General features: G+C 51.7%; 10 protein-coding genes. All 10 read right to left on the bottom strand.

What is annotated here, in order from left to right:
• Positions 1–38: 38 nt before the first annotated feature.
• Positions 39–1826, bottom strand: a complete 1788-nt coding sequence (locus tag D7M11_RS13285) for a right-handed parallel beta-helix repeat-containing protein (protein WP_120747708.1) — start codon at positions 1824–1826, stop codon at positions 39–41.
• Positions 1827–2025: 199 nt separating this feature from the next.
• On the bottom strand, positions 2026–2586 hold the full coding sequence (locus D7M11_RS13280; RefSeq protein ID WP_120747707.1) for a GNAT family N-acetyltransferase: 561 nt from the start codon (positions 2584–2586) through the stop codon (positions 2026–2028).
• Between the two features lie 73 nt (positions 2587–2659).
• A complete protein-coding gene (locus D7M11_RS13275; RefSeq protein ID WP_120747706.1) occupies positions 2660–3433 on the bottom strand; it encodes a copper amine oxidase N-terminal domain-containing protein in 774 nt (257 codons plus the stop codon).
• Between the two features lie 159 nt (positions 3434–3592).
• Complete coding sequence (locus D7M11_RS13270; RefSeq protein WP_120747705.1) at positions 3593–5758, bottom strand: hypothetical protein; 2166 nt, start codon at positions 5756–5758, stop codon at positions 3593–3595.
• Between the two features lie 22 nt (positions 5759–5780).
• A complete protein-coding gene (locus D7M11_RS13265; protein WP_120747704.1) occupies positions 5781–6959 on the bottom strand; it encodes an ABC transporter permease in 1179 nt (392 codons plus the stop codon).
• Positions 6956–7672 carry an ABC transporter ATP-binding protein gene (locus D7M11_RS13260; protein WP_120747703.1) on the bottom strand — a complete coding sequence of 239 codons (717 nt, stop codon included), beginning with the start codon at positions 7670–7672 and terminating at the stop codon, positions 6956–6958. The genes D7M11_RS13265 and D7M11_RS13260 overlap by 4 nt, the downstream gene beginning before the upstream one ends.
• Positions 7669–9360 carry a permuted SH3 domain-containing protein gene (locus tag D7M11_RS13255; protein WP_120747813.1) on the bottom strand — a complete coding sequence of 564 codons (1692 nt, stop codon included), beginning with the start codon at positions 9358–9360 and terminating at the stop codon, positions 7669–7671. Before D7M11_RS13255 ends, D7M11_RS13260 begins: the two co-directional genes overlap by 4 nt.
• Before the next feature lie 396 nt (positions 9361–9756).
• Positions 9757–10764 carry a serine hydrolase domain-containing protein gene (locus tag D7M11_RS13250; RefSeq protein WP_158606581.1) on the bottom strand — a complete coding sequence of 336 codons (1008 nt, stop codon included), beginning with the start codon at positions 10762–10764 and terminating at the stop codon, positions 9757–9759.
• Positions 10765–11105: 341 nt separating this feature from the next.
• Positions 11106–12482, bottom strand: a complete 1377-nt coding sequence (locus D7M11_RS13245; RefSeq protein WP_120747701.1) for a sensor histidine kinase — start codon at positions 12480–12482, stop codon at positions 11106–11108.
• Positions 12479–13156 (bottom strand): response regulator transcription factor, encoded by a 678-nt coding sequence (locus D7M11_RS13240; RefSeq protein ID WP_120747700.1) that lies wholly within the window; start codon positions 13154–13156, stop codon positions 12479–12481. Before D7M11_RS13240 ends, D7M11_RS13245 begins: the two co-directional genes overlap by 4 nt.
• Positions 13157–13234 lie beyond the last annotated feature (78 nt).

The raw sequence follows: 13234 nt of genomic DNA, 5'->3' as shown, positions 1-13234 counted from the left end.
AGGAAAACCGTGATGCCAGCTTGACATCATATCCAACGTCACACTGCTTCCCATTCCCCAACTACGCGGGTTACCTCCCAATTTCCGTCCGTTCTGCCCCTCAAAGCTATTGACGCTCCTATCGCTTGAGACCGTAATTCTGTATCCGCCGCAGCGGTTAAACCCAATAGTTGACCGCCGCTATGCGGGGCAATGTTAAAGTAATGCCCCTGCTCCACTCTGAATTGAAACGTATAATTTTCTTTTGCCGGAGGCAGGGTTAGCCGAACTTCGCCGGACGCCCCCCGATTCGTATGCGTGAAGCCAAGTTGTCGCGTTTTTACCGTCGTGTTCGTGGTACAATCGATCTCCTTCCATACATCGTGTTTCGCAACGATATTCTCGGCTGTCGGGATGATCTCAAACATCGAAATGCTCTCCCCGTACGATTCGCAGTTCACGTATTTGACATGGCGGGGGATTGCCGCATAGGCCGTCGAGATGGCAAACCCTCTTCGGATGGTCGGGGTGCTTCGATCTTCCACGGATACACATGCCTCATAGATCGCATTGCCGATCGTAGTCCGCGGCTGTCTCGAATCCTCCCTGATAAAAAACGACGCGCCGAAAGCCCCTGTATTCGCCGTATTGTTTTCGGTATTGCAAGCGTAAGCCGCGCAGCCCCGGTAAACGGTTTCAACTCCCAAAGACGAACAGGACGTTTCAAGAAAGCCATTCCACAACTCGTTCGTGGCCGTACAGTCTACAAACTTCACCGATCCTTTTACATAATCGTTGCAATATTGAATGCAATAGCCGTATTTATTGCCGCTTGTCCTGCAGTTGACGAATTGAATATCGACCCGTTCGCTGGTGGCATCCAGCCGTGATAATTGAACCAGAAACCCTACCAGCTCGTTGCTATCCGCCCGACAATTCATAAAGACGACATGCTTCAGCATCCCGAGCTTCGTATTGGGCTCCAAATCGACGCCGCATTGCGGAGAAGTTCCATTCGACTCGCTGAACGAGCAATGTTCCGCATACAGACCGTCTATGGAGGTCACGCTCAAACCTTGTCTTCTATTGTTGCTGCACTTCACTTGAATCAGTCTAACCTGTTTGGCGGGAGCATTGGTTAACGGATCGCTGCCGATATAGATACCGTCCCCCCAGCAGTCCATGATGCAAGTACCGGCAATCGTTACCTGCTCACAGCCCAAAATATTGATGCCGTGCCCCCACTCCCCTGTCGTTCCCAGATGCGTCATGCGGTCGCCTTTTATGATGCCGCCCAAAATCTTTATATTTTTTTTGTTCTTTGCTCTGAAAATATTCGAATTAGTCGCACTGGAAGCCAGCCCTTGGATCACCGTATCCGCCTGCATATGTATCGTTATGTTATCGTACAGCTCGATACCGCCAGAGCTGCCGTCGCTCGTCGAACCGGCATCGACATAATAAACGCCGCTCGGGAATACGACATGCTCGATCGAATGACTTCTTGCAAAGTCAAGCGCCTGCTGAATGACGGCTTGATCCCCGGTCGATGCATTGCCTATTGCTCCGAAATCTTTTACGTTTAATGAACGTTCGGAAAGGGTCTTCGTCAGGTTTCTCGGCGTAACCCCCAGCTCCGTCATATCACCAATCTCCCCCTGCAGTTGAACGATATCTTCCTCGCATTCGCATTCTCCCAATGTCGTCAACGGTTTGACTCCATTCCCCAAGGCGTACCCTACTCCTCCGCCTAAAAGAGTCGCCGCAACCGAAACCGTGCCCGCAGCCCCAATCTTGAGTATTTGCCGTCTGTTTACCCGGTTCTTCGAATCTGCGCGTTCAGCCATAACAGTCACCTCGTATCCCGATTTTTTTAGCAATTAGCCAAGAGTTAAACTTAATTTCATGCTATTAAAATCGTCCTGCCGCTTCTACATAACTTTCCGGGAAGTAGTTATGTTTTTTGATGATCTGCCCGTATCCGCCCATAAACAAAAGAAGCCGCGATTAACGCGGCTTCTTCTGAGAACATGTTATTGTCACCCATTAACGGATCAGCTTCACCATTCGGCGGTATAGGGATCCGCTTACTTCGAGCGTCCCATCCTCCTGATATCCCATCTTGACATATAGCCGATAGGCGCGATCGTTCTCTTCCTCCACAATCAGCGAAAGCCTGGAATGACCTTCCGCCTTGCCTTTTTCCTCGAACGCTTGCATAAGCAGCTTGCCGATGCCCTGCCCCTGGAACTCATCGCTAACCGCGACCGAGTCCAAATAATATTCGTTCGGCTGCGTTTCCTTCGCGATCGTATAATCCGTCCGGCCATATTCGCTCCGGACTCTCTCCACAAACGGCGCATCCAGCTCATCCGCGCGGCCCCCGTCGTAGGACACGAGAATACCAGCAAGTCTCCCGTCGCGCTCTTCGACTATAATCTGTTCATAGCTAATCCGATTGCCCTTCTTGCGGTAAAAATCGGACAAAATCCGCATCGCTTCTTCATGGTCGGTCGTCCCTGCAAGCGAATAGGCGATCGAACCGATCGCGCTGTACAGCAGCGGAATAACCTCATCTACATCTGCGGCAGTTGCCGGCCTGATCATCGTGTATCCTCCTGCCTCAAAACGAAATTTAAACCCACTATATCACTTTCGCGCTCTCATTGCCAAAAATAGCCTAGCGATTTTTCCCTTGTGCCGCGGCTTCAAGCATCTCCTTCGCCTTCAACTCTTCTTCGAAAGCGTTGGCGTAGCTTGAAATATACAATTCGAGAAATTGAGATTGTCCCAGCGAAACGTAACGGACGAAATGCTCTACGCTAAGTTTATAATACGAAAAGGAATTATGTGCGGCATCCAGCAGTTTTATAAACTCGGGATCTAGAATGCCGAGCAGTTTCGCTTTATTAAGATCATCACTGCTCGTATCCGTCATGATGGAGAGGTACATATCCTCAAACGTCTTCCAATATGGTTCATGCATGGCTACGAAATATTGATTGCTTTTTTTAATGTCATAAAATTCTTTGGCGATGCGTATTTTCTCGCGAATGACCGGCAATCGTTCGATATAGGTTTCGACCTTTGCATACATCGCCTCTACGCGTTCTTCCAGCCTCTGCTTTTCGATGTCTTCTTTCGACTTCGGAGTCGTCTCCGGCGGGTTAGCCGGGACCGATGGCGCCGGCAGCGCCGCTATAGTAACGGATGCCGTCGATGTTGACGCATTCCAGTCGATTTTCGCCCCGAGCGCTTCGCTGACGAGCCGCAGCGGAACTAACGTACTACCGTCCATGTTGATCCCCGGCACTTCGCCTTGCACCGCTTTGCCGTTAACGACGACCTGTACGACCGGATACCCGTTATATTCGCCCCGCAAACCGTCCGCAGCCGCGATACCGGATACCGCAAGCAGCAGCCCTCCGCAAAGATAAGCTATTTTCTTCTTCATTCTCTCTCCTCCTCCAAGCTTTCTCCATCTGCTGAACTGATTCGACGAAAGTTTCAATATTCCTACCACTATCGGTTCGTGCCTGCCGAACTAAAGAATCCCTTTGCGGCTGGAAAAAAAGAAAGCGGTATGGCACTTAGCCATACCGCTGCCTGTAACTTACCAATTACGAATTTCCATCACTTTACGCTTAACAATGCCGTTAGGGGTATCGATCGTTTCATATACGTTAACAAAGTTTTTAGAGCTGAACTGATTGATTTTCAAATTTGTAAATGTAACTTCGTTCAATCCATTCAACAGTTTTACGTTACCCTGGAAGGCGATCGATTGAGTAGAAATGACTTGCCCCAGTGCATCGATCAGATCAAACTGCAGCTTCGACAATGCGGCATCCGCAATGATTTGCTCCTTGCGCTGTACATCTACATCCAATCGTAATGTATACGAAAATGTCGTACTAAGTACGCTGTGCACCAATTCTTTCGATTTTACATCCAACTGATACGGGTAAACTCCCCAATTCATATCAGTCACATCATCATCCTGGATACTAACTTGTACGTTACCCAGCGGTACTCGGCTTGTATCTTTGGCATTGTATGCACGCAGCTGCATCGGTTTTTCCGTATCGGCGGACATCATCAGGAAGGAATAGCTGATGAGGTAGCTGCTGTTTGTGGCCAGCTGTGCAGGCACGGTCGTTTGCTTCGTACCGGAGTAAATATGACCCGAATCGTCTACCAATTCGAATGCCAAATCCGGAGTCGCCAGAACGGTAGTATCCTTGTTCGTAAACTTGAATTTAGCTACAACGGTTTTGAACCCATTGCTTTCATTATCGTAAAGATGCAAATCGGTTAAAGCAACTTCCGCTTTCTTATCTAGCGTCAAGCCCAGCGAATCGCCTAATGCATAATCGCTGCTGCCGCTTGTCGCATTCACCTGAGCCCGGCTTAAGCTGGTCACGAGCACCGGCACGGTTTTCGTCTGCGTACCCGTATTGTTCGAATTGCCATTGTTCGCGTTGTTCGTATTCGCATTATTGGCATTGTTTGCATTCGTGTTGTTCGCATTCGTATTCGAGCCTGTTCCAGCCGTTGCGCTGCCCCGGCTCTCGAACAAAGCGATCTGCATATCCGATACGGAAACACCTTTCGGCAGCAGCACGTTATACGTAAAGGTCTCGCTTTCGGAAGGAGACAAATAGGATGCATGTACGGAGGTATCCTCGGACGAAACGCTTACCGCCCCGTCGCTTGTCTGGAACTTCACGGCCAGCTTAGGAATGGCCGCTACCTTCGTGCCCTTGTTGCTGACCAGAACCTTTGCCGATACCCACTGTCCCGCTTCGCTCGGCGTAACGGCGGCCGACTCGACCTGAACCGATACCGTTTCCTGGCCGCTGCTGTCCGCGACCGATCGGGCGTTGCCGATCGCCGATACCGACGACGTCCGGCCGACAGGCAGGCTTTCAAGCACCGTAGAGGCCGTACCATTCACATAATAAAATTGAAGCGTCCAGTCGCCGGTGGACGCGGCCGAAGGAAGAGCCGCGCGAATCGTAATACGTTGCGGTTTGCCGGGAAGCAGCGAGCGATCCGCGCCGTCGACCGTCGTTACCGAAACTACCTGACCGTTCGAATCTTCCAGACGCATTTTCAGTCCGGCTGGCAGCGTCAATCCGTTGTCTCCCGCGTTTTCCGCGATGAGATCGGTATACAGTGCCCACTCGTTGTTCTCGCTAACAAAGTACTCGTTGCCTACGCGGAAGCTGACTTTATCGTCATTGGAAAACGCGGCATCCACTTTTTTAAGCGGAACGACCGCTTCCGGCGATGTCCCGGACGTCTCGGACATGGCCGCCGCAACCGAAAGAGAGCCAAGATCGCTCATTGAAACCGTCGTTCCGTAATTCCAGGTAAACAGCGTCACCTGCAGCTGTTCCGGCTTCAGTCCTTTTGTAACCCGGGCCTCATAGGCAAACTGCTGCTCCTTCCCCGGCTGCACGCGAGCGTTCTGCTGACCCGTGAGCTGCGCGGAGTAGCTGAAGCCGCTGTCGTCCGTCACTCTTGCGCCGTAGTTATTGTAGTCGATCGGAACGCTGTCTCCGTTATGCAGCGCTACCGAGAAGCGCAAAATAGCGTCGTCGGAGCCTTCGGAAAATCGGACCTTCTCCAGTGTAAAATAAGAGCTGCCGCTGATGTAAACGCCCTCTTTACCGGCAAATGCCGCATACGGAGCTAAGGCGAAGCAAAAGACAAGAAAGGCGAGCGCGATTTTTCTGGCTCTGGATAGCAGGACACCATGCATGTTTCGTCTCATCGGAATATGTACCTCCATGAAATTAATCGAATCGAAGCGCATCGATCGGCTTGAGGCGGGAAGCTTTGTTTGCCGGATACAGTCCGAATATGACGCCGACCAATACGGAAAACAAAAAGGCGTAAAGGCCGAATGACAACGAAAGCTCCGTTGGCTGTTTCGGATTGAAATGCGGCCAGGCCAGCGAAACGCCAATGCCGAGGAGCAAGCCCAGCAGCCCTCCCAAGCCGCTTATGACGGTCGCTTCCGTCAGGAACTGCATCAAGATATGCCTGCGCTGCGCTCCGATCGATTTGCGGATGCCGATCTCCCGGGTTCTTTCGCTTACGGTAACAAGCATAATGTTCATGATCCCGATTCCGCCTACGAGGAGCGATATTAACGCTACGCTGATGAGCTGGTTCGTCAGCGAGCTGGAAGCTTCCTTCCGCGCATTCATCAGCTCGTCCTGATTCTGAATCCGGAAGCCGTTGCTGCTTTTGAATTGATACGTCAAAAACTGGCTTACGGTATTTTGCGCGGCGGCAAGATCCTTTACATCCGGCGCTTCAATGTAAGTCGTGCGGATCGAGCCGAGCCGAAAGGTGCGGCGAGCCGATTCGAGAGGCACGAGGACGGAGCTGTCTATATTCACCCCACCCATGCTCGAGCCCTTCGGCTTGAGCTTGCCGATGACGGTAAATACGACGCCGTCGATGTTGACATCCTGTCCGACTGGATCGATATTGCCAAATAGCGTGGTCGCCACCTCGCTGCCCAGCACCGCGACCGGGTTGCGGAACTCGTTATCGCCGGGAGAGAGAATTCTTCCACTGTCCAGTTCGGTCTTCATAATCCAGAAAAACCGGTCGTTCGTCCCGACAAGGTTGAACGCTTCCTTCGTCCGCTCATACTTGACATTGGAGTTGCCCTTCGTCACGGTCGGCGCCATCGAATCGATCTCCGGCAATATTTCCAGTTCCATCAGCTGATCGTAGTCGAGCTGGGTCGCCCGCCCGTTGCCGAGCAAATTGACGATGAGCAGGTTCGTCCCCAGCTTCTCGTACTGCTTCTCGATCTGCGCGGTCGTGCCCTGGCCGATCGATACGAGCGTAACGACCGACGCGACGCCAATAATAACGCCCAGCATCGTCAGCAGCGTACGCATCGGCTTGCTCAAAATCGTACGCATCGCCATGCCTACTAGCTCAAACAAATTCATACGGTGACCACCTGCCTAGACTGCGAGACGTTAATCTTGTCCTCGACGATCTCCCCGTCCCGGATCGAGATGACCCGCTTTGCGTGTTCGGCGATATGCAGATCGTGCGTAATCAATACGATCGTATTGCCCTCGTCGTTCAGCTTGATCATCAGCTCGAGCACTTCGGTTCCCGTCTTCGAATCAAGCGCTCCCGTCGGTTCGTCGGCAAGCAGCAAGGCAGGTGTGGCCGCAAGTGCTCTAGCGATCGCAACACGCTGCTGCTGTCCCCCGGATAACTGGCTCGGCCTGTGATCGGTCCGCGCTCCCATACCGAGCGATTCAAGCATTTTCTTCGCTCGATCTCTCCGCTCGGTTTTGCCGACGCCAGCATAGATGAGCGGAAGCTCCACGTTTTCGAGCGCGGTCAGCCTGGGAAGAAGGTTAAATTGCTGAAAAATAAATCCGATTTTTTTGTTTCGCACGACCGCCATCTGACTGTCGCTCAGTTTGTCCGTTTTGACGCCGTCTAGTATGTACGATCCGGATGTCGGCGTATCAAGCAATCCGATCGTGTTCATCAAGGTCGACTTGCCCGACCCCGAAGGGCCGACGATCGCGACGAAGTCTCCGGTTTCGACCGTGAGCGAAACATTTCTCAAAATCTGGATCTCTTCGGTTCCGCTTCCGTACGATTTGCAGATGTCTTTCAGTTCGATTATGTTCACGCTCATCTGCCCCCTCTGGTCGCAGCTCCGCCGGCGTTTCCTCCTCCGCCTTGTGCGCCACCTCCGCCAGGAACAACGCCTGCGGGAAAGCCCCCTTGCTGCTGGAACTGCTGGCGAAGCTGATCGATCTGCTGCTGCGTTCCGTTTTGCGTCCGCTGACGGGTAGGAATGGCAACCTGATCGCCTTCGCTGAGTCCTTCGACGATTTCGACGCTTGTTTTGCTGCGGATTCCGACCTTAACCGGCACGTTTTCCTTCGTTCCGTCCGGAAGCACCTTGTTCACGGTCGCGGCTCCGCGCTGGATTTGCAAAGCTTCGACCGGAAGCGTCAACACGTCCTTTTTGTCCTGAATCAAGATTTCCGCCGTGCCGGTCATTCCGTATTTGAGCTGTCCGTCTTTATTCGGAACCGCAACGATCGCGTCGTAATAGGTGACTCCGTTCGAAGTTACACCGACAGTCGATACTTGCGACAACTCGCCCTGAAAAACGCGTCCCGCAATGGAGTCGACCCGCACCTCCGCTTTCAGTCCCGCCTTCATGCTCTGGATATCCAGCTCGTCAACCTGAATCGGCAGGGTCATCACGTCAAAGCTCGTTACGGCTCCGAACATGTCTCCAACCTTAACGTTTGCGCCCGACTGAAAGTTCGCCAGCACATTAGTTCTCTGATTCGCGAAATCGGTCGAGAACACCCCGTCGAACGGAGCCTTGATGGTCAGCTCGTCGACTCTCGCTTGCATATCTTTAACCGCGGCGTCCTGGCGATCGAGACTTTCTTTCTTCGCGGTAATCGAATCTTTAAGCGTATCGTTCGTGACAACCGCGATCAATTCGCCGGCTTTGACCATATCGCCGTTTTTGTGCAGCAGCTCGGAGATCGTGCCGCTCGTATCCGCCAGAAATGCGGTCGTTTTCAAATATTCCAGCTTGGCGTTCGCCTTCGCCTTGATCTCGCGGCCGTTTAGCGTCGCGGCCCCCGACACGTCCATCGCCGCATCGAGTGTGCCGTCGTTCGCAACATTGATTTCTACATCAACGATTCGATTGCCGGACGCATCCGCCCTCACCTCTTTGCCGATCGTTTGCACAGTGCCCGTCTTCGTGAGCGAATAGGCGGCAATCGTCAAGTCGACCGGATCGCCTTGCTTCAGCTGCAGCGCTTCCTCCAGGGCGAACGGCAACTTTGCCGTAAAGGAGCTGTTTGTCGATATGGTACCGATCTTGGTCGTTTTGTTGACCGTCGAGCCGACATCCAAATTGGTAACAAGCGAAAGCTTGCCGCTTGTCTGTGCCGTAATTTTCAAATTTTGCTGTTGTGAGAGCAGATCGTTCAAATCTTTTTGCAGCTGCTGCAGCGTGTTTTGTCCGTTCTTCAAATTTTCCTCGACCTGATAGCTGGAGATTTGCAGCAACACATCGCCTTTTTTGACCGGCATGCTTCGGATCAAATTCATCGTTTTGATCGTTCCGGCCGCCGGCGCCGTAATATTCTGAATCATTTGCGTTTGAAACTGAGACGTTCCCGATACGGAGAGACGCACGTTTCCTTTTTTGACCGTAGTCGTTTGCTCCTGCTGGTTGGCCGCGGCAGGCCGTTCGGTTTTATTAACGAAAAAATATGTACCGCCGCCGCCGATCACGATTACAACGGCCAGAGCGACCACCCATTTGGTTCCACGCCTCATTGCCATATCCATCTTCCCTTTCCCGGATTCCTGCTTGAATGATAACGCCAACATGATTTACTACATTCTTTGAACGCGGATTCGCAGCTTCAAGGTCGTTATGCCCGTGCCTCCTCCTCTCCGGGTTCCTATGAAGCGCGTCCCGAGATTGCGCTTACAATCGGTGGAAACAAACAGTCGGCCTGCCTCGAAGCGAAGGCAAGACCGGTTTGGACGATTGCGAGAATAGAATACATACGCGAGATTATACGATGTGAATGTGAACTATTTATGAACAAAACCTTAAAGCATAGTAAAAATTACTGGGTTGCTCCGGTAATATCGGAGCAACCCGTTTTCCATCCCTCAAGACTAAAGTCCCACAAGATCGGCAAAAGTACAAGTACTGTTTTTTTGCAGCCGCTACCCCCTGAACGATTCAATCGCGCGTGCCAGATTCATAGTGTCTTCACGTTTTACAGTTAAAGGCCGATCGGCTTTAATCGCTCGGACAATGCTGTTTAATAGCTGTTCCGGAACGGTGCCATCCGTAGTTTGGGCTGTTAAAGCTACGATAAGCTGCAGTCCCGGAATCACGAATATCCTTGATCCTCCAGAGCCGGCTGCATAAAACATGCTATGCTGTCTAGTATCATGTTTCATTAACCCGGGTAACAGCCATTTTTGCCACCAAAACAATCCGTATTTCTGAGTTCTGCCGTCATGCCCCTCCAATTCCACGCGACCGGTCATGGAATCTCGAATCCAATCGCGGCTGAGCAGTTGCCGCCCCTCCCACTCGCCTTCCATTAAAAGCAAATACCCGATTCTAGCCATATCGCGTGCCGTCATGGCCATTGCCCAAGCACCTATGTTATGTCCTTGCGGATCATGATCCCACTTCACATTCGTAATTCCTAGCGGTGAAAATAAATTTACGCTGGCGTAGTCCAACATTGTGCTATTCGTCACCTTTTGCAAAATAACGCTGAGCAAATGCGCATCCCCATTGCTGTACCTGAATCTTGTGCCGGGCTTGAATACCGAAGGGCAATCCAATATATACTGCACCCAGTTTTGCGAATACATCATATCTACGGACGACTGCTCGTCTTTATTGTTCCATTCCAAACCTGAAGTCATCGTCAACAAATGCTTGATTCGAATTTCCGATTTTAATGGATCGTTTGCGATATATGGAAAAAAATCGATTATTTTTTGCTCCAAGCTTATGTTATGTTCGGCTAAAACTATACCGGTTAACAAGGAAAGTATGCTTTTTGTAACCGAACGTATATCCTGTGGCGTATCCGCATTCGCTTGACCCTGATAAGCTTCTGCAACTAAGTATCCGTTACGGACAATAACAACGCTGTGCACGCCACGGTTCGTAAAATTGCCGAACGTGTCCGAGAGATCGGCCGAAGCCATCCCCTGCGCCTCCGGATAACTCGTTCTCCATGGCCGGGCTGGCCAATACTTTTTTTTGTCGTACGTGGAAATGTTCTGTAGTTTCATTACTAATACCAACCTTCCGAAAATAAATTTTATCTCTCTGTGCTTACATCGTACCTCCCCTGTGTGAATCGACTGTGAATGTATGCTTAAACTAAACTTAAGAGAAGCTGAAAGTTAGCTGAATACAGAATCAGGAAATTTGGACGCAAAAAAACGAACCTGAGCTTAAATAATTTGCCCAAGTCCGTTGTTCCGAAGCATTTCATATTTAAGTAATTTAGGTATAACCCTCAGCAGCTCGGCCGTTATGTCCGTCAGCTTTTCGATGGAAATTGGATAACGAATGTCGTTCCTTGATTCAGTTCGCTCGTAAACGATATGCTGGCGCCATGCAGCTCGACGATTTTTTTCACAATGGCGAGACCGAGCCCGTTGCCGCTCCACGGCGACATTTGCCGGGATTCGTCAGCTTTATAGAAACGGCGGAATACGTGCTGCCGATCCTCTGGCGCGATGCCTACGCCGGTATCGCTGATCGATACGACAGTCCCCTTCTTCTCGTCCATCGAAACCGATAGGGTAATGCGTCCGCCCTCCGGCGTAAATTTGATCGCGTTGTGCAGCAAATTCGTCCATACTTGGCTGAGCGAATCCTCGTCGGCGACGATACGCACCGGCTCCAGCTCCAGCTCGATATCGAGCCGTTTGCCCGACCATAACGGTTCGCTCGCAACGACGGCGCGGCGGAGCTGCTCGTCAAGCTGAATCGGCTTCGGATGATACGGATGATGCTCCGAGTCGAGCGAGGCGAGCTTCAGCAAATTTTCGCTGAGCCTGGACAGCCGTTCCGATTCGCTCTCGATCAGCTTCAAATATCCGATTCGCTCCTCGCTATCGAGCGTGTCCTGCTGCAGCAGCTTGGAAAATCCGCGGATCGAAGTAAGCGGCGTTTGAATATCGTGGGAGACGTTGGACACGAATTCCTGGCGCATTTTCTCCATCTTTTTCAGCTCGCCGGCCATATGGGTAATGCTTGCCGCCAGCTTGCCGAGCTCGTCCTTCTGTTTGAAGCGGAGCTGCACGTCAAAATTGCCCGCAGCTATTTTTTCGGTTACCGCGGTTATTTGTTTCAGCGGACGCACCAAGTAGACGGCTGCGAGTACGATCATGAATGCACCGATTAGAATAATCGTCCATAAATTGCGGTAATCGAGAAAACCGAAGCGGAGCGTCTGAGTCGGCGTGACGGACGTGACGAACAACGCATAATGTTTGCCGCCGTATTCGAACGAAACGCCGACGTTTCCTTGCGGACACATAACGCTTTCCCCGTCCTGGAAGCTGGAGTACGAGCCTCCGTCCAGGACGTGCCGGATCGTTTCCGGCGGGATCGTACATTTCGAGCTGGCCGAGGGTCTGGACATGTAGCTATCGCCGCTATCGTCGTACAAATACAGTTCTTGTCCGCGGCTCAGCCTGCCGGCAATAGTCACGGTTTGCCCGACCTGCTGCGTCTCCGTCTCCTGGATGAGCCGGATGACGAGCTTGGCCGCATTTTGCAGCAGTCCCTCCACGCGGTTGTTCAGCTGATTGCGGTAGTAATGGGTGAAGGTCAGGCTCGATATCGCCAGGCTGCACCAGACTACGATAAAGATCACGATCGCGATGCGCATATATAACGTCCGGATCAAGGCTGCACCTCAAGTCGGTAGCCGAGATTGCGGATCGTAATGATCGATACTTTCTCCGAGCAGTTGAATTCCAGCTTCTCCCTCAGCCGTTTCACGTGAACGTCCACCGTTCTGGCGTCCCCTTCGTAATCGACTCCCCAAATTTCTTCGATCAGCTGCGCGCGGGTAAAAATATGGCCGGGATTGCTGGCGAACTTGAACAGCAGCTCGAACTCTTTCGGCGGAATCATCGAGCTTTGGCCGTTCACCGTAAGCTCGAACGTCTTCCGGTCGATCGTCACGTCGCCGACCTGAACCGTCTCCGAATGCTCGATCCGGTACCGCTTGAGCAGCGCCTTGACACGCATGACGAGCTCCATCGGATCGAACGGCTTGACCATGTAATCGTCCGTGCCGAGCTGAAATCCCTTTAACCTGTCGGCAACTTCGCTTTTGGCCGATACCATGATGATTGGGATGTCCAGCGACTTCTTCAAATCGCCGCAAAAATCCCAGCCGTCCATGACGGGCATCATAATATCCAGGACAATCAGATCGATTTTGACGTTGGCCAGCACATCCAGCGCTTCCTGACCGTTCGACGCTTCAAAGATGGCGAATCCTTCCTGCTGCAAAAACGCCTTGACCAGCTTGCGAATGGCGAGATCGTCGTCGACGATAAGAATTTTGCTCATACGTATCTATGTATCCTTTCACATGGGACATGGAGTCTATGACGATTATAGAGGCCCAGCCTTAAATTCAGCTTAAAA

Source organism: Paenibacillus ginsengarvi (assembly GCF_003626695.1).
Lineage (GTDB): Bacteria > Bacillota > Bacilli > Paenibacillales > NBRC-103111 > Paenibacillus_AB > Paenibacillus_AB ginsengarvi.
The sequence above is the reverse complement of the archived record's forward strand: the minus strand, read 5'-3'. Positions and strand labels throughout refer to the sequence as shown.

What these genes read in the sequence shown, in the direction of transcription:
- D7M11_RS13260 (WP_120747703.1), bottom strand. Translation starts at nt 7,672, where the DNA reads ATGAGCGTGAACATAATCGAACTGAAAGACATCTGCAAATCGTACGGA.
- D7M11_RS13285 (WP_120747708.1), bottom strand. Translation starts at nt 1,826, where the DNA reads ATGGCTGAACGCGCAGATTCGAAGAACCGGGTAAACAGACGGCAAATA.
- D7M11_RS13255 (WP_120747813.1), bottom strand. Translation starts at nt 9,360, where the DNA reads ATGGCAATGAGGCGTGGAACCAAATGGGTGGTCGCTCTGGCCGTTGTA.
- D7M11_RS13265 (WP_120747704.1), bottom strand. Translation starts at nt 6,959, where the DNA reads ATGAATTTGTTTGAGCTAGTAGGCATGGCGATGCGTACGATTTTGAGC.
- D7M11_RS13250 (WP_158606581.1), bottom strand. Translation starts at nt 10,764, where the DNA reads ATGGCTTCGGCCGATCTCTCGGACACGTTCGGCAATTTTACGAACCGT.
- D7M11_RS13270 (WP_120747705.1), bottom strand. Translation starts at nt 5,758, where the DNA reads ATGAGACGAAACATGCATGGTGTCCTGCTATCCAGAGCCAGAAAAATC.
- D7M11_RS13275 (WP_120747706.1), bottom strand. Translation starts at nt 3,433, where the DNA reads ATGAAGAAGAAAATAGCTTATCTTTGCGGAGGGCTGCTGCTTGCGGTA.
- D7M11_RS13240 (WP_120747700.1), bottom strand. Translation starts at nt 13,156, where the DNA reads ATGAGCAAAATTCTTATCGTCGACGACGATCTCGCCATTCGCAAGCTG.
- D7M11_RS13280 (WP_120747707.1), bottom strand. Translation starts at nt 2,586, where the DNA reads ATGATCAGGCCGGCAACTGCCGCAGATGTAGATGAGGTTATTCCGCTG.